The following is a 16277-nucleotide window of genomic DNA, read 5'->3' as shown; positions in this document are numbered from 1 at the left end:
ACAGGATGCTTGGGGGGGATGGTTCTTTCCCACGAAAGATTCCTCCGATGCCCTTCAGGATTTTAGATGGACAGAGGGTGATGCGTAACGTCTCTGGTAGTAAGGTTTGAGTGGCAGGAGCGATCGGCTCAGGGCAGGGTTTTCTCGATTCTGCCTCCATACATCCTCAACCCTTGCCGATACACTGATATTAAGAACAGTGACCCGATCGCCTGTAGACGACCTGACTTCTGGTCAAATCAATCCCCTAGTAGACCTTGGCGTGAGTTTAGCTACCGTAGAGCGGGCATCCTGCCCGCGCAGGCTAGAAGCCTGCCCTACAGATGGTAGGCATATTCAAGCCGCAGTGTACTAGTCTGTTCCCTGGTCAAACCTATTTCTGAGTCTATGTTGATCTCCCTTCAAATTGAAAACTTCGCACTGGTTGACCGCCTGGATTTAGAGCTTGGGGCAGGTTTAAACGTACTAACTGGAGAGACAGGGGCAGGCAAGTCGATTATCTTGGATGCGCTGGATGCCGCCTTGGGAGGCAAGCTCACAGGACGGGCAGTCCGGACGGGAGCCGAACGAGCTACGATCGAAGCGACTTTTGATCTTGATCCATCCCTGATTGGCTGGCTCTCGGAGCAAGAAATCGAGCTAGTCGATGATATGTCCCTGGTGTGCAGTCGAGAATTGACGGTAAATCGGGGGAATGTTCGCAGCCGATCGCGGGTGAATGGGGTGCTGGTGAATAAGCAGCAGATGGAGACCCTGCGCGATCAACTGCTGGAAATTACGGCTCAGGGTCAGACGATGCAGTTGGGGCAGCCCAATCTCCAGCGAGAATGGCTGGATGGCTTTGGGGGAAGTGCGTTGATTGAACAGCGAGAGCAGGTGATGGATGCCTACGTCGCCGCCCAGCAAGCCTTCAAAGTGTTAGAAAAACGGCGTCAGTTTGAGCAGCAACGCCTCCAGCAATTAGATTTGTTTGAGTATCAGGCGAAGGAGCTGGCCGCCGCTAATTTAGGGGAACCCACCGAACTGGATGATCTGGAGCAGGAACGCCAGCGACTCAGTCACAGTGTGGAACTGCAACAGCAGAGCTATCAGGTCTACCAGGCCCTTTACCAGAACGATCGCGGTTCTGAAGCCTGTGCCGATCTCCTGGGAACCGCAGAGAACTTGCTGACCGATATGCTGCGTTATGATCCGCAACTCCAGCCCATTCTGGATCTGGTGAGTGGGGCTTAGCCCAGGTGGAAGAAGCGGGACGGCAAATCAATGCCTATGGGGATGGGTTAGAAACCGATCCAGAACGGTTAGAAATGGTGGAAGAACGGATTATTCAACTCAAGCAGATCTGCAAAAAGTACGGCCCTACCCTGGCAGAAGCGATCGCCCACAACCAGCAGGTGCAGCGGGAACTGGAGGAATTGAGCGGCAGTGGTCAATCCCTGGAGGTGTTGGAGGAACAGTATGAGCAGAAACAAGCAGAATTAATCGAAGTGTGCGCCAAACTGACGGAGATGCGGCATCGAGCCGCCCAGGATCTGGAAGCTTTGCTGATCAAAGAATTGAAGCCCCTGGCCATGGAAAAGGTGCAGTTTAAGGTAGACATCACACCCTGCCCCCCCTCCAGTACCGGAGCCGATCGCACCACCTTCCTGTTTAGCCCTAACCCTGGAGAACCCCTCCAACCCTTAACCGATATTGCCTCGGGTGGGGAAATGAGCCGATTTTTGCTGGCTCTGAAGGCCTGTTTTTCCCAGGTGGATTCAGTGGGAACAATGGTATTTGATGAAATTGATGTGGGGGTGTCCGGGAGAGTGTCCCAGGCGATCGCGGAAAAGCTGCATCAACTGAGTCAACGGCATCAGGTGCTGTGTGTCACCCATCAGCCGATCGTAGCGGCAATGGCGGATCATCATTTCCGAGTTAACAAAGAAATTATTGATTCCAAGGAAACGGGTGCCACTGAGAACCCAACTCCCAAACGCCGACGCAGTAAGTCCAAACCTGAAGCGTCAGAAGGCTCCAGCAATGGCGCAACGCCGATGGAAGGGGAGGAGATTCGAACGGTCGTGCGGGTGATTCCCCTATCGGATCAACAGCGGCGAGAAGAGTTGGCCCAACTGGCTGGGGGCAAGTCCGATCAGGAGGCCATGAACTTTGCTGATTCCCTGCTGAACCAGGCTGCAAATGCTCGATCGCCTCACGTCTCCGTCGCCAAACCGGCGCAAGCTAAATCCAGCTCAACGTCCAAAACAACCAAATCTCGATCGGGTCGATCGAAATCCTCCTGAACGGGGCAGGGATGGGGCAGCTTGCCGATTTATTCCGCCCCTTGCTCCAGCTTATGCTTCTCCCAGAGGGACTGATACAGCCCAGGTTGGTTGACTAACTCCCCATGCGTGCCAGACTGAACAATCTGTCCCTGATCCAGCACTAAAATGCGATTGGCAGACGCAGCAGCCGACATTTGGTGGGAGATAAACAGCACGGTTTTTCGCCGGGTTCCTTCTGAAAGGTTGTGCAGAATTTCGGTGGCCGTTTGATTGTCAACGCTGGAAAGGGAATCATCCAGAATCAGCACCGGAGCATCCACCAATAGCGCGCGGGCCAGGGCGGTTCGTTGCCGCTGGCCACCGGATAGGGTAATGCCCCGTTCGCCGACGAGGGTTTTGTATTGCAGGGGAAAGTTGAGAATCTCGGTGTGAATCTGCGCTTGTTTGGCAGACTGCTCGACCTCGTCCTGCTCACACACCGGATCGCCGTAGCGAATATTGTTCTTGATCGTGGTGCTAAACAAAAAACTTTCCTGGGGCACGTAGGCGATCGCCGCTCGTAAATCCTTCATCCGAATTTGAGTAATATCCTTACCATCCAAAAACAATTGACCGGGTGCAATGTCCAGCAGTCGAGGCAAGGCATTCGCCAGGGTGGACTTACCCGAACCAATGGGCCCAACGATCGCCACCGTTTCCCCTGGCTCGATGGAAAACTGAATGTCGTTCAGGGCTGGGGTTTCTGCCCCTGGATAGGTATAGGTCAAATGATGCGCGCATAACCAACCTTTCACCTGAGAAGGCGGTAGGGCGATCGCCCCCGATTCATCTTTGATTTGGGGTTCACTGGAAAGAATCGCCTCCAGGCGATCGATACTGACCTCCCCCCGTTGATAGGCAGTGATTGTAAAGCCGAGCAGAGCCGTTGGAAACACCAGCCGTTCGGCAAACAGTAGCAGTGCGACAAAATCCCCAACGGATAGAGTATTAGCCGCGATCATCCCTGTTCCTAACATGAGAATGGCCAACTGACTGAGGCTGGCCAAACCGCGCAGGAGGGGAAACAGGGTATTCTGGGTTTTAGACAGCCGAAGATTGGCGGATAACAGCTTTTGATTCAGACCCCCAAAGGCTCGTCGCTCGTTTTCCTCCTGGGCATAGATTTTGATGAGTGCCATCCCGCTCATGTCTTCCTGAATCAGATCGCTCAGGCTGGCCGTTTCCTGCTGTACCTGCAACTGTTGATTCCGTAACCGACGGCTGAAGGCTTGTACCAGAATCAAAATGGCAGGATATATCGCCAGTGCGGCAAAGGTCAGGGTGACATTAATCCCCAGCATTGCGGGCAGGGTCAGCGCGTAGGCAAACACCATGTTGGCCAAACTTAGCACCGCAAATCCCACCAACCGGCGGATATTGTCCACATCGCTTGTGGCCCGGCTGATCAGATCTCCAGGCGTATTGAGGGCAAAATAGCCAGGATCCATCGTCAACAGATGGCTAAAAATCCGTTGTTTCAGGTCAAACTCAACCCGTCGCCCAACCCCAAATAACGATATCCGCGAGGCCATCCGCACCAACCACATCACGGATGCCAATCCAATAATCCAGATCGCATAAAAAATGACGCGATCGAAATCAAACGTCGCCTGCAACTCATCCAGCCCATCCCGGATCAGTAATGGGATATAAACCCCCAGGGCATTCACCACCAAGAGTGACAAAATCCCCAATAGCATCGTTCGCCAGTGGGGACGCATGTAGCTGGCGAGGGTTTGGAGTCGAGCGGTAGAGGCCATAAACGGACTTATAAGGTTGAGGGTAAGGAGCTGAGTCAAACAGGTTCGCAATGAACCTTTTACAGTTTATCCTTACACGCTCAGTGGATCAGACAGCCACCCCCGCACGAAGTAATAGATCCAGGCAAAATATTCATCAATAACGCGGGTCGTAATAGCCAGGGCTTCCGCATTCGGAATCAGATCAGTCAGTGCGGCCCAGCGCAACCCACCCTGAATTTGAAACACGAAGAAATCAGTGGGCCGAGTCACCACGTTAAACCCAAGCTGGATAAACGTTGAAGTGGCCCGTCGGATCAGGATGGCCGGTGCCACCAAAACCACAGGGACGATCGATAGATCCCGCCTTTGAGTCAGGTTTTCTGTCCGTCCATCATCACAGATCGCAAAAATGCTGCAATCCAGTCCTGTTTCCCCCAACAAAATGCGCCGTACCGCCAATGCACTACTGCGTGGATCAAACCCTTCCGTATCCACAATAATTTGCTCTGCCGGAACCCCCAGTCGTCCCAGGTAAGCATTAATGGCATCCGTGGCCGTCACTCCGGGTTGCGCTAAAAGAGCCTGCGGCCCAGCACTGACGATGATTACCGGACAATTGGTGGCACAGGTTTGGGCACTGTACAGTTGAGCGGCAAAGGTAAGTCGGGATTCCAGGGTGACGCTTAATCCATTGGCAGCATTACTGAGCTGAGTCCGAATCCGATGAACCGGGTCAGTGGGGAGCGTTCCATCGCCCAATACGACGATCGCCTGCACATCACTCGTGACCGGACGCTGGCTGAGTTCCAGAGCCGATCGCTGTTCGGTTTGCGCAGTCAGAAGATAGGCCGTGAGAGGAAGGCTAGTGATTAGCAGAATCAGGAATGCTGCCAGGATTTGCGGTCGAGCAATGGAAATTTTACCGGTTCCCCATCGCAGGGCATAGCCTAGCAAAATCAACGATAGTCCTAACGGGCGCAAGGGGAACGAGAGAATTCCCCACAAAAGTCCGGCTGTCCGATTATCAGGGCTGAAGAACACCAGCATCATGATGAACAGCAGAACAACAATGCCAAACCCACCCAGATACGGTCTGGGAATCAGCGTCCAGAAAATGAACCGAATTAAAAAGAAAATCCCAACCAGAATAAGGATCTGAGTCAGCAACTCATACATGCGTGCTCCTCCTTATACGGCCCAAACGCCCCAAATTACCCATCACCACATCAACCTGCTCAAATCAACAGTCTGCACTGGCTCAGTAGATACAACCAACCGATCGCCTAAACCTGTTTAACTCTACTCAAAGTCAGAGCAAATCAATCAAGTATAAGAAATTTATTTAGAAAAATTTGTCTGGACAATAAAATCACACAAAATTAAGGTAAGCCTGTCGGCTGGGGAGGGCAGTGAGACAGCAGTGAGACAGCAGACTAACCGGAAGGATTGCACAATTTTTAACGCAGTTGTGGGAGAATAACCCCAGATTGAATGACCTGCAAGACTTATGTTTCTGCTAAGGTCAAATCATCTACACCTATATGCATTCCAGTCCTGCCAGGTTACTTGATATGCGAAATTCTGACATTCGATCGCGTTTATGGCGTGTCTCTGCAATTCAGTTGATTGTGGCAGGCATCGTGTCAACAGTAGCTCCCCTGCCTGCTGCTGCATCGACTCCCTTTAGTTCGACTTATCGAGCCAGTGAAGGGGATTATCGAGCCTGTTTGTCAGGGCTGACTGGAGCCGGTATTTCCACCAACGAAGCGGCAGCGGCTTGTGCGGGTGCCTTATATCCGGCGGATTTATCCACTTGCGTTACTCGGATTGACGGCAACACCGCAATTCTAGCCACAGATGCCCTGAATACCTGTCGGCAAACTCGTCGCCCAATTGACCTGGCTTCCTGTGTGGTGAATATCTCTGGTCAAGCCCCTGAAGAGCCGATCGCCCTCAATGTTGCGGACTTCTGCCGGCGCAGCTTGCTGCCTTTGCGCTTTTCAAACTGCGTTGTTGGCTTACAGGGGGATACATTGACGCTTACTGAAGCCATGCAAGACTGTATTGCCGCTGGTAGAAGACCCCGCGATGTATTACCGACCTTTGTGCCGATCGATCAGGGCATTCCCGCTACGCCCACTCGGATTATTGTTCCTGAGGATGAACCGTTATCGCCTGTGAGGTGAGGAGTAGGGAGTGAGGAGTAGGGAGTGAGGAGTGGGGAGTGAGGAGTGGGGAGTGAGGAGTGGAAGTAGGATTGGGTAGCGCAGGCATCTTGTCTGTCTCTTATCTTCCGCCTTCCATTTTTCCCTCTCAGTAGATCTAAAATGGGTTCGTTTCACAGTGAACCCTGGAATTGATCCCCCTAAATCCCCCTTAAAAAGGAGGACTTCAACCCCGCTTCGGTTTGTGCTACGCACATGCTCCGCGAACGGTTCCCCCTTTTCAAGGGGGGCAGGGGGATCTAAACCAGGTTTGTGATCTACTGACTCTTGTGGGGTGGGCATCTTGCCCGCACTTCTCACTCTTGTGGGGTGGGCAGCGTTTCGACTGAGCTCAAGCCGAAGTCTTGCCCGCCCAGTCCACCCAGGTTCTGGGGCTAATATCCAGCACAGAAATCCTCACTCCTCACTCCTCACTTCTCCTCACCCGCCTGAAACCTGCTGTTCTCGCTGCCAGTTAATAGCCCGATTACCACAGGCTTCCGGATCTCGATCGCGGAGGTACTGGTAAGTGCGGCAGGCTTCTCGATCGATTTGTTCAACCGTGCCCTCTGGAAGTTGCGTTCGTAAGGCCCAGGCCTGCCGGAAGAATGCCATACTCTGCCGCTGGATCTGCTTCTGCTCATCCCCTGTGGCATCATCACTCATTCGCCGCAGGATTTGAGCTTTGAGATAAAACAGTTCTGGATTGTTGGGGGCCTCAGCCAGGGCGCGATCGACTGCCTCCAGGGCTTGCTGCTGTTGGTCTAGATCCCGGTATCCCAGGGCAATGCCGCGTTGGGCTAGATAGGCAGGACTGGCGTGATCATTGAGACGCTGAATGGCTTGTTCGGGATTAGCAAAGGGCAGGTTTACCGCCAGGATTAGATCCATATAACCCTTGAGCAAGTTCAGTTCTGGATCGTTGGAATCAATTCGCTCGGCTTCCCGCAGATTGCTAAATACTTGTTGGAGCTTGGCAAGCACCGCAGGAGTCGATCGCACGGCTCCTTCCGATAGGAACGAATGGGCCCCTTCCAGGAAAAGCCCGACTGCGATGTAAAGATGGCCTCGTAATGGATCCGTTTCCTTCAGTCGTTCCGCCGACTCGCGGGTGAGTTGAGCATTTTGTCCCAGTCCATTCAGATCTTCATTGACATAGGCGATCGAAGCTTTCAGGGCATGGGCAGGGGTTCGTCGGATTCAGCTTGTTGGAGTAACGCTGCCGCCTCGACATAATTTCCCTGCTCAAACATACTTTTGAACGCCGCTTCGGTTTGATTACCGATCGTCCGCGGATTGTTGACCCGAAAGGGATCGCCAGCAAAGGCAGGATTCGCTAACACACCGAGGGCGATCGTCATCGTACCCGTGAGGGCAGCCGTAATTCGCTTTAGCCCTTTGAACGATGGTTTGAAAGATCGAGGATGCATCGGTTTTTCAGATACTTCAGATACTAATGCCATAGAAATTGTCTAATACTGAGGTTAAAGGCAATGAAAACTCAAGATTCGTTTAAGCAAGCACCCACTTGAGCCACCTGAGGTTGAGAGATGAGCGTTAAGACGCAAGCCCCTACCCTCAAGGTTCCTGATATCGTTTCCGCGGTCCTGCCCAACCCCCTGGCGGGCAAGTCCATTACTATAGTATTGAACTTGTCTGAGATCACCCACCGATCGATCTGAATGCTTTATCTCAAAGATTTGGTTTATCACCCTGCCGCCACGCCCACAGCGATTCTCAAGTCGGTAAATTTAGAACTGGCTCCGCAACAAATGGGATTAATCGTTGGGCCCAGTGGTTCGGGCAAATCGACCTTACTGGAAATTCTGGCAGGGTTAGCGCGCAAATCCTCAGGCAATATTCAGTGGCGACAGCAAGAACTAACTCCTGATCAGTTGCAACAGTTAGCAGGATTGGTGTTTCAATTTCCAGAGCGGCACTTTTGCGGCAATACAATCCTGGATGAACTGCGGTTGGGTCATCCTGAACTCAGCAAAGAACGGATGGATCAAGCCCTGAAGGCGGTAGGACTCTCTCACCTATCGATGAATACTTCGCCGCGATCGCTCAGTGGCGGGCAACAACGACGGCTGGCTCTGGCAGTTCAACTGATCCGCCAACCCTATCTCTTACTCTTAGATGAACCGACAGCAGGATTAGACTGGTCAATGCGCCGCCAACTCATTAACGTTCTGGCAAAGCTGAAGACGGAATGGAGCCTGCTGGTGGTTTCCCATGAACCGGGAGAGATGGTGTCGATCGCCGATCGGTGCTGGACGATGGATCATGGTAAGCTCGCCCCTATTGATCCGGCAAGCTTAATCGAACAGCAAGCAGCCATCAAAGGGCAAACTGCGTAAAGTTTTGTGTTAGCACAAGGAAGCCGCAAAATGAGCGATGAAGGCTTGATATTGCCACCCATGATGGGGCAGTGGCAGCACAGTTTGGGATGGCAGCCTACCCCAGTCCAGCAGCAGCAATTTCAGCAATTATATGAACTGATTCTGGGAGGCAACCGGCAACTGAACCTCACCCGAATTACTGACCCAACAGAGTTTTGGGAGAAACATTTGTGGGATTCCTTGAGTGGAGTCCGGGGGGCGATCGGGAATGGGCAGTGGGGAATGGGAAATGGGGAACCAGGAGGTGAAGGGCAAGAGGCAGGCACGCCTGGGCTACAAAACGCCATTTCTCCTCACTCCTCACCCCTCACTCCTCACCCCTCACCCCTCACTCCTCACTCCCGACTCCCGACTCCCGACTCCCGACTCCTAACTCCTAACTCCTTCCAAGTCATCGACATTGGCACGGGGGCTGGATTTCCGGGTATACCTGTGGCGATCGCCTGCCCCGATTGGACAGTCACCTTGCTGGATTCAACTCGGAAGAAGATGGCTTTCCTGGATACAGTATTGGAGACGATGGGCATTCTGAATGCAAAAACGTTAGTCGATCGGGTGGAACAGGTCGGACAGCAGCCGCAGCACCGAGCATCCTATGATTTGGCATTGATTCGAGCAGTGGCAGCCGCTTCAGTCTGTGCCGAGTATGCATTACCCCTGTTAAAGGTGGGAGGGGTGGCAGTGCTGTATCGAGGTCAGTGGACACCGGAAGAGGAATCTCAGTTGAAGCGATCGGTGTCTCAGTTGGGGGGAAGTTTGGCAGCAGTCGATCGGCTAACTCTGCCCCTCAGCCAGGGAATTCGCCATTGTGTGATGCTGAAAAAGCTGAAGCCAACCCCAGGCCAGTTTCCCCGAGCTGTTGGGATTCCGGTACAGAAACCGATTTGAGTGAGGAGTGAGGAGTGAGGAGTGAGGAGTGGGGAGTGGGGAGTCGGGAGTCGGGAGTCGGGAAGTAGAGCGTCCATTGGGCAAACCGGACGGATTCCTGACCTCCAGTCGCCCTTCATCCCCGTAGCGCAGGTATCTTGCCTGCATTTTTGTTTGGTTTGTTCAACCTTTATGCGGCTTGAACTATTTTTGCTTACTTGGACTATTGGCGTTGCTGAATCAAGAGATGAACCTCGGAGGAACTGGAACATCGTCAAACCTGAGGTAGTGAAGTAACAACCGAATAGAGTGAGCCAGCATTTCTACGGCTTTGGAGTAGCACAGCGTTTTGCGATGCAGTCGAGCCAGATAGTGCCGCAAGCGAGTGTTCTCACTTTCAACTCGAGTCATATACGTTTTGCTGACAATCTGATCGCCATCGGGAATGAAGCCGGGATACACCGACCACCCATCAGTGACGTAGAAATAGCAGTTCCAGTCCGCCACAGTCTGCCAGAGCGGGACAAAGGTTTCAGCACTATGGTCACCCAGAACCCAGCCTAAAATTCCCTTTTTGAAGTGGTCAACGGCTGTCCATAGCCAAATCTTGTTTTTTTTGAGCCGACAAAGGTTTCCAATTCGTCGAGTTCTCCAACTTCGGGGGGCGTTTCCGGTGCATAGGCGTCCGGCAGGCGCGTTGCGACCTGCTGCACCCAGGTAATGACCGTGGTATGGTGTACTCCTTTGACCCGTTCGATCGCTCGAAACCCAGAGCCGTTGAGATACATCTTGATGCATTCGCGTCTGAACTCGTCTGAGTACCCTCGATGCGGGTCGTAGGTATCAATGAACTGACGACCACAAGCGACACAAATGTGATTTTGCTTACCTTTCCTCTTACCGTTTTTACGGATATGAGTAGCCCCACACTCTGGACATTGCATTGCAGATTACCCTAAATCATCTTTCAATTATGCAACGCCGGACTATTTTTGCTTACTTGGACTATTTTTGTTCAAAGGATGCAATTAGGGGATTGGGCGTAGATAGGAGGTACTGTAACGATTCCAGGGCCGTGGACTGATGGCGAACGTGGGCATCGATAAATAAGCCGATCGTCTCGGACACCAGATCTCGGATGCGGTCTTCGGATTGAGTCGCGGGTAGATCGAGGAAGGGTCTGCCAGTAGTCGAGTCGAAGGGATGGGCGATCGAAAAATGGTTGGCTCCTTCTAAAAGCACCAGGTAACTATCTTTGCGTCCACCGCTGAGTGCTTCCTGGAATGTGCGTAACACGGGGGTTGTGGCCTTTTCCCATGTGACTCCATAACGATTGCTACTACTGGCAATCACGCCATCATGGGTTCCCCCAAACAGCAGTTGGGGACAGGCATCGGGTAAGGGCAGGATTTTACCTGGTTCATAACCAAGTTGCACCACAGCGGCCGTATGAGCTGCGTAGGCAAAACTGGCAACCACCTGAGGGAAAAATTTGGGATCAGCATTTTCGATCGCCACTCGTCCTCCGGCAGAATGCCCGCCCAGAATGATTTTTTGCTCATCCAGTAATCCTGCCAGAATACCTTGAGATTGGATTTGCTTAATTTCTGATAGGAGCGCAGGTAAGGCTGAGGCAGTTGGACGAGTTCCGTAGACTTCAGGGAATAATGCCTGAAGATCAACACCTGGGGTCAGAGCGACCATTCCAGGTAGATTTTCGGACACCCAGGAAAATGTGACAACGACCAAACCTCGTTCTGCCAGCCTAATGGCGAGCCACTGGTAAAGCTCAATCCCACAATTAATGCCATTGAACAAAATCACGATCGGAAATGGAGCCTGTTGCACATCTGCCGGAACTTCCCCCAGATTTTGCTCTGCTTCACTGCCAGATGCCTGGGCCGGGTAAAACACTTTCATGTGAATCGTGTCGTAGGGAGAAGAAGCGGTTTCGATTTTGGCAGCTCGAAACATGGCTCGGATATACATAGTTCTGCTCCGGAAGTTCTACGCCCTCATGCTAACGGCTGAAATTGGAGCAATAATGAGGAGAAGCTGAAAGGAGGATGAGAAGTATCCACAGGCTGGGCTTTATAGGTGGTTAATGACCGTAGCCTGGCTCAACGATGATTCAAACTTCCCGCGCCAAACCCGGAAACCCTGCGCTGTAGACATCTTTGTGAACGGTATGCCAGGATAGAGACAGCGGCTAGATCAATGGAGAAACTGCTCAAACCTAATGAGTTACAGCCTTCAAGGGTTTAATCACCTTTCGATCAGAAACATTTTGAGCAAAATCTCATTCATTGATTGAGTTAGTGAATTACCATACATCCATAATTTCCTTGATTTAGGCGATATCGCTACCTGAGTAACATGATGCTGTTCGTTCTGCCGCCCCACTTAATTCGACTGCGCCACATTGGTTTAACTGTGCTTTCGGCAGTCACGGTTGCTGGAATCACGATCGCCCCTGCTACCTCTCCAGAAGCCAATGCTCAAGTCACAGATAGCAGTCAGGCCCTTACTCTGCGATCGGATGTTCAAGAAGCCAATTCAGTCACAGGAGTCATCACGGCCCGGGGAAATGTGCAAATTAACTACCCCGCTCGACAAATTCAGGCCACTTCCGTTCAGGCTCAGTATTACAGCCGCGAACGACGAATTGTCCTGACGGGTGATGTCTTCGTTCTGCAAAACGGGAATAGTTTACGAGGTGAAGTCATTACCTATTTGATCGATGAAGGTCGGTTTGTAGCCCTCCCCGACACTGGACAGCAGGTGGAGTCCATCTATCTGGTTGACGATCCCAACGCCTCCCCAACCGCAGACACAACCACCCAGGTTCAAGATCCCTTTGACCCAAAAGCTGAATTTAAAGATCCAATCAGCGAGTAAGACGAGACAGGGCATAAACTGCGTTGCTTGTCTGCGGTCAAATGCATTCCCCTGGCTCTGGAACAGAGAAGGCTCTGGAATAAGTGGCCCAGTTCTCTCTGATACAATCAAAAGCGCGGCTAAAATCGCATTGAAATCGATCGTCCTTGCATCAGCATCTGTGAGAGCAGACCCTTGAAAATCGTTCTGGAGAATGTTCATAAGTCCTACGGTAAACGAGTTGTAGTCAACCGCGTTTATTTGTCTGTATCTAGAGGTGAGGTGGTGGGATTGCTCGGTCCCAATGGGGCAGGTAAAACCACAACCTTTTACATGGCCACTGGGCTAGAAAAACCGGATTCGGGCAAGGTATGGTTGGACGAGCGGGACATTACGGAGCTACCTATTTTTGAGCGGGCCCGGTTGGGCATCGGCTATCTAGCTCAGGAACCTAGCATCTTTCGCAATCTCAGCGTTCAGGACAACATCTTGTTAGTGTTCCAGCAAACTCACATTCCCATCCACGAACACAAAAGTCGGCTGCGTGATTTGTTGAAGGAATTTCGTCTGGAAAAAGTGGCCCGCACTCCAGGAAACCGGGTGTCGGGGGGAGAACGACGACGGACTGAGATTGCCAGGGCTTTAGCGGCAGGGCAGGAAGGTGCCAAGTTTTTGCTACTGGATGAACCCTTTGCCGGAATTGATCCGATCGCCGTGGCTGAAATTCAAGAAATTATTGCTAAACTCCGCGATCGGCAGATGGGCATTCTAATTACCGATCACAACGTCCGGGAAACGCTGGCAATTATCGATCGGGCGTACATTATGCGGGATGGACAAATTCTGGCATCGGGCAGTGCCGAAGAACTCTATGCGAATCCCCTGGTGCGTCAATATTATCTGGGTGAAAGTTTTCAGATATAGCGGGCGACTGATCCAACTCGTGATCACAAGCTGGGCATCGTAAGATAGATAGACTGGGTAGAGTAGAGAATAGGATAGAAAGTGATCCGCATGATGAGTAAGGAGCGTGAACTCAAAATTTAGATCCCTCAATTCCTGAACTCAGATCTGCAACTTTTGACCCCGAACCTTAAGTCTCTCACTTTATGACTGTTGGATTCCCAAAATCGTCTCGCCCACCGTTCCAATTTTCGGTTTGGCCATTCAGAATATCTGTCATGGATCGCTATCTCCTAACGGAATTGATCCTACCGTTTTTGTTTGGAGTGGGTGTTTTTTCATCCTTGGGCGTTTCGATCGGCATCCTGTTTGATTTAATTCGCCGGGTTACAGAATCGGGGCTACCCTTGTCGATCGCCCTTCGGGTGTTACTGCTGCAATTGCCGCAGTTCGTTGCCTATTCCCTTCCCACCTCGACGCTGTTGGCCACGTTAATGACCTACAGTCGCTTATCCAGCGATAGTGAACTGACAGCCCTGAAGGCCTGCGGGGTCAGCGTATATCGGATGATCGTTCCCGCTTTAGCCCTGTGTATTTTAGTTACGGGTTTAACCTTTGCCTTTAATGAATCCGTGGTTCCGGCTGCCAATTACCAGGCAACGGTTACCCTGGCGCAAGCCCTGAACCGAGAAGAACCCAGCTTCCGGGAGCGAAATATTTTATATCAAGAATTTCGGGAAGCCCGCGATGAAGACGGCAATCGGGAAGATATGCTGTCTCGCTTGTTTTATGCCAAACGGTTTGACGGGCGGCAAATGCTGGGACTAACCATTCTGGACTTTTCCCAGGAAGGGCTGGATCAAATTGTCAGCGCGAAATCTGCCGTTTGGAATAGTGATCAAAATACGTGGGATTTTTCCGACGGGACAATCTATGTGGTGTCGGCAGATGGCAGTTTCCGCAACATTGTTAAGTTTGAGCAACAACAGCTTCAGCTCCCCCGTGCCCCGCTCGATCTGGCTTCTCGTCGCCGGGATTACGATGAGATGAACATTGCTCAGTCTCTGGAGTATCTCAATGTGTTACGCCAGGGGGGAGGAAGCGATCGGATTCAAAAATTGAAGGTGCGGATTCACCAAAAGGTCGCTTTACCGTTTGTTTGCATTTCCTTTGGTTTAGTTGGAGCCGCTCTGGGGGCCCGGTTGCAGCGGACAGGACGAGCCACTGGGTTCGCCATTACCATTGTGATGATTTTCACTTACTACTTGCTGGTAATTGTCAGCGGTTCGATCGCCCAGCTAGGTTACATTCCACCCGTTTTGGGGGCATGGATTCCCAACTTATTCGGGTTAACAGCAGCCGGTTGGTTATTGATTGGTTCATCTAAATAAGCATCTGGATAAATATCTGGATAAATATCTGGATAAATATTTGAATAATTACCAGCCTGGCGGATGACTGGGGCAGGTTAATTACTTAAGCTATATCTATCAGGGATAAGAACTGTAGGGTTGAGTGAATGCCGTCGAGACTGCCTCCCGTTTCAATTCGCTACTTAAAAGCCAGGCTCAGTGTCTTGAGGCGACCCTCGGTTTGGGGATCGGCGGCACTCTTGCTAATGAGTTTGGTTGTGCTGGCAGAGCATTGGAGTCAACCCGATCGCTTTACCGGATTGAGGCGCGATCGCAGTTTGAACCCTGAAGCCCTTGACTCTGCTTCCCCGGCGGATCAGCCCGCTCCCCTTGATCCCTTTTCCGTTGTGGCGGAGCCATCCGCTCCAGAGGATCTCCAATCTCAGCCAGGGTTTAATAATGCCACCGCTCCACAGGTCGATCAGACAACCAATCCAGCCGGCCTTCAGCTCATTAACCCCACTGCTCAGGCAGAGTTAGAGATTTTGAATCGGCTATTTCTCGAACCTCTCTCTGTGCCATCCTTGCCAGTTCCGATTCCTGCCCAAATCGCGGATTCCCCTACACCTGCCTCCCGTCCGTCTAACGGGGCAATGAACCCAACAGAAGCAACGAGGAGACATTCATCTACTCCAGATTCAGGGGCAGCCAGCCCCAATTCCGGGACGAACGTTAGCCCTCTGCAAGCCGCCCTCGATCGCCACGCTGGAGTTTCAACTCCTTCCGATGCCTCAGCTTCAACCCCTTCTGTCAGTCAGTCAATCTCTTCCCCCACTGCCCAGGCGGAACCCAGCATCGAGCCGACTCCCGCTACCGTTCCCCTGAACCTGCCCCGCCCCTATTTACCCCAACCCTTACCAGGGCAGCCCTCGACGAATCAAACTTTTCCTCAGCCGATTTATATTCCCCAAACCTCCCCTGCTCCTGGCTCAACGGGGTACACCCTTCCTGCCAGCCTGAGGGTTTTGCCCCCCACCATCGGTGTCGGTGATTCCTCCACAATGCTCACCGCACCGCAAACCTTACCGGGAATTCTCCCTCCTCCCGTTACCCTGCCGACAACCGTGCAGCCTGAAACCTTCGGCACCGTGCAGCCCCAATTGACCCGACCCGATTCCACCCCGTTCTCCGTACCCCGCTCTGCTCCGGGACGGACGATCGGCGGCGGTCAGATTAACACTTTCTCAAATCCCTAAGGCGAAGCTACTAGCCTGTATTAAATACTACGTCGATCAGGTGTTTTCTCACTGATGCTTGATGCGGATGTGGAGCAGCGCCCATTTAGCCGGATTCAGCCGGGCTGTTGAACCGGACTGAGTAGCGTAGTGTCTTTTTTATCCAGGCAAGCGATTTTCAATGGATCAAACCTTTGCAATTTCGATGGTTTCTAGGTAAAATACGGGTAGTATTTTTTACATAAATCCGCGATCTTGATTCTTTGGAACTTCGTTATTTGCGGAAAATCACTCAGTTCATCGGGGTGACTGCTCATCGGGGTGACTGCTTCAGGGTGAAATGTATTTATAACTAAAGCGTCGGATATAAATTGCGTAATATTACTTAA

14 protein-coding genes and 1 pseudogene are annotated in these 16277 nt (G+C 51.9%); 9 read left to right on the top strand and 6 right to left on the bottom strand.

Translation table 11 applies throughout. The features are described 5' to 3' along the window. Window positions 1-387 precede the first annotated feature (387 nt). Window positions 388-2285 (top strand): annotated as a pseudogene (gene recN, locus ACM1PF_RS16170) (DNA repair protein RecN). A gap of 29 nt (window positions 2286-2314) precedes the next feature. On the opposite strand, the gene ACM1PF_RS16165 reads toward recN, so the two are convergent. Next, a complete protein-coding gene (locus ACM1PF_RS16165) occupies window positions 2315-4066 on the bottom strand; it encodes an ABC transporter ATP-binding protein (protein WP_416676310.1) in 1752 nt (583 codons plus the stop codon). Between the two features lie 72 nt (window positions 4067-4138). Further along, a complete protein-coding gene (locus ACM1PF_RS16160; protein ID WP_416676309.1) occupies window positions 4139-5224 on the bottom strand; it encodes a YdcF family protein in 1086 nt (361 codons plus the stop codon). On the opposite strand from ACM1PF_RS16160, the gene ACM1PF_RS16155 reads away from it, so the two are divergent. Together ACM1PF_RS16155 and ACM1PF_RS16150 are read left to right on the top strand one after the other, a co-directional pair. Next, window positions 5223-5345, top strand: coding sequence for a hypothetical protein (locus ACM1PF_RS16155; protein ID WP_416676308.1), 123 nt, complete (start codon window positions 5223-5225; stop codon window positions 5343-5345). The genes ACM1PF_RS16160 and ACM1PF_RS16155 overlap by 2 nt on opposite strands. A gap of 274 nt (window positions 5346-5619) precedes the next feature. Beyond that, window positions 5620-6234, top strand: a complete 615-nt coding sequence (locus ACM1PF_RS16150; protein ID WP_416676307.1) for a hypothetical protein — start codon at window positions 5620-5622, stop codon at window positions 6232-6234. A 459-nt stretch (window positions 6235-6693) separates the two neighbouring features. Here the strand turns inward: ACM1PF_RS16150 and ACM1PF_RS16145 are convergent, their stop codons facing one another. Continuing rightward, window positions 6694-7386 (bottom strand): Sll0314/Alr1548 family TPR repeat-containing protein, encoded by a 693-nt coding sequence (locus ACM1PF_RS16145; protein ID WP_416676679.1) that lies wholly within the window; start codon window positions 7384-7386, stop codon window positions 6694-6696. 38 nt (window positions 7387-7424) lie between these two features. Continuing rightward, window positions 7425-7715 (bottom strand): hypothetical protein, encoded by a 291-nt coding sequence (locus ACM1PF_RS16140; RefSeq protein ID WP_416676306.1) that lies wholly within the window; start codon window positions 7713-7715, stop codon window positions 7425-7427. 219 nt (window positions 7716-7934) lie between these two features. Here ACM1PF_RS16140 and ACM1PF_RS16135 point away from each other — a divergent pair, with 219 nt between their 5' ends. Beyond that, complete coding sequence (locus tag ACM1PF_RS16135; protein WP_416676305.1) at window positions 7935-8612, top strand: ABC transporter ATP-binding protein; 678 nt, start codon at window positions 7935-7937, stop codon at window positions 8610-8612. Window positions 8613-8642: 30 nt separating this feature from the next. After that, window positions 8643-9542: a 16S rRNA (guanine(527)-N(7))-methyltransferase RsmG gene (gene rsmG, locus ACM1PF_RS16130; protein ID WP_416676677.1), complete on the top strand. Its 900-nt coding sequence runs from the start codon at window positions 8643-8645 to the stop codon at window positions 9540-9542. 219 nt (window positions 9543-9761) lie between these two features. On the opposite strand, the gene ACM1PF_RS16125 is transcribed toward rsmG, so the two are convergent. Together ACM1PF_RS16125 and ACM1PF_RS16120 are read right to left on the bottom strand one after the other, a co-directional pair. After that, window positions 9762-10465 (bottom strand): IS1 family transposase gene (locus tag ACM1PF_RS16125; RefSeq protein ID WP_416665731.1). Its coding sequence is split into 2 segments (ribosomal slippage): window positions 9762-10127 and window positions 10130-10465, totalling 702 coding nucleotides; the frame shifts between segments, so codons are not numbered across the junction. A 61-nt stretch (window positions 10466-10526) separates the two neighbouring features. Next, the gene (locus ACM1PF_RS16120) at window positions 10527-11510 is read right to left on the bottom strand and encodes an alpha/beta hydrolase family protein (RefSeq protein WP_416676304.1); all 984 of its coding nucleotides are present in this window, start codon (window positions 11508-11510) and stop codon (window positions 10527-10529) included. 387 nt (window positions 11511-11897) lie between these two features. On the opposite strand from ACM1PF_RS16120, the gene ACM1PF_RS16115 reads away from it, so the two are divergent. The 4 genes from ACM1PF_RS16115 to ACM1PF_RS16100 all read left to right on the top strand — a co-directional run bounded on the left by ACM1PF_RS16115 (window position 11898) and on the right by ACM1PF_RS16100 (window position 15909). Beyond that, entirely contained in the window at window positions 11898-12419 is a 522-nt protein-coding gene (locus ACM1PF_RS16115; RefSeq protein ID WP_416676303.1) for an LptA/OstA family protein, read from the top strand. A gap of 174 nt (window positions 12420-12593) precedes the next feature. Then, window positions 12594-13322: an LPS export ABC transporter ATP-binding protein gene (gene lptB / locus ACM1PF_RS16110; protein ID WP_416676302.1), complete on the top strand. Its 729-nt coding sequence runs from the start codon at window positions 12594-12596 to the stop codon at window positions 13320-13322. A gap of 257 nt (window positions 13323-13579) precedes the next feature. Then, a complete protein-coding gene (locus ACM1PF_RS16105; protein WP_416676301.1) occupies window positions 13580-14692 on the top strand; it encodes an LptF/LptG family permease in 1113 nt (370 codons plus the stop codon). A gap of 128 nt (window positions 14693-14820) precedes the next feature. Then, complete coding sequence (locus tag ACM1PF_RS16100; protein ID WP_416676300.1) at window positions 14821-15909, top strand: hypothetical protein; 1089 nt, start codon at window positions 14821-14823, stop codon at window positions 15907-15909. Window positions 15910-16277: the final 368 nt, after the last annotated feature.

The sequence above is a fragment of the Egbenema bharatensis FJBBOT/2019 genome (assembly GCF_048077055.1).
Taxonomy (GTDB): domain Bacteria; phylum Cyanobacteriota; class Cyanobacteriia; order Elainellales; family Elainellaceae; genus Egbenema; species Egbenema bharatensis.
Note: the sequence above shows the minus strand (reverse complement) of the source record. Positions and strands in the feature narration are given on the sequence as shown.

Excerpts from the sequence above, each read along its gene's own strand:
- ACM1PF_RS16165 (WP_416676310.1), bottom strand. The coding sequence starts at position 4,066 with ATGGCCTCTACCGCTCGACTCCAAACCCTCGCCAGCTACATGCGTCCC.
- ACM1PF_RS16155 (WP_416676308.1), top strand. The coding sequence starts at position 5,223 with ATGCGTGCTCCTCCTTATACGGCCCAAACGCCCCAAATTACCCATCAC.
- ACM1PF_RS16160 (WP_416676309.1), bottom strand. The coding sequence starts at position 5,224 with ATGTATGAGTTGCTGACTCAGATCCTTATTCTGGTTGGGATTTTCTTT.
- ACM1PF_RS16150 (WP_416676307.1), top strand. The coding sequence starts at position 5,620 with ATGCGAAATTCTGACATTCGATCGCGTTTATGGCGTGTCTCTGCAATT.
- ACM1PF_RS16140 (WP_416676306.1), bottom strand. The coding sequence starts at position 7,715 with ATGGCATTAGTATCTGAAGTATCTGAAAAACCGATGCATCCTCGATCT.
- ACM1PF_RS16135 (WP_416676305.1), top strand. The coding sequence starts at position 7,935 with ATGCTTTATCTCAAAGATTTGGTTTATCACCCTGCCGCCACGCCCACA.
- rsmG (WP_416676677.1), top strand. The coding sequence starts at position 8,643 with ATGAGCGATGAAGGCTTGATATTGCCACCCATGATGGGGCAGTGGCAG.
- ACM1PF_RS16120 (WP_416676304.1), bottom strand. The coding sequence starts at position 11,510 with ATGTATATCCGAGCCATGTTTCGAGCTGCCAAAATCGAAACCGCTTCT.
- ACM1PF_RS16115 (WP_416676303.1), top strand. The coding sequence starts at position 11,898 with ATGATGCTGTTCGTTCTGCCGCCCCACTTAATTCGACTGCGCCACATT.
- ACM1PF_RS16105 (WP_416676301.1), top strand. The coding sequence starts at position 13,580 with ATGGATCGCTATCTCCTAACGGAATTGATCCTACCGTTTTTGTTTGGA.
- ACM1PF_RS16100 (WP_416676300.1), top strand. The coding sequence starts at position 14,821 with ATGCCGTCGAGACTGCCTCCCGTTTCAATTCGCTACTTAAAAGCCAGG.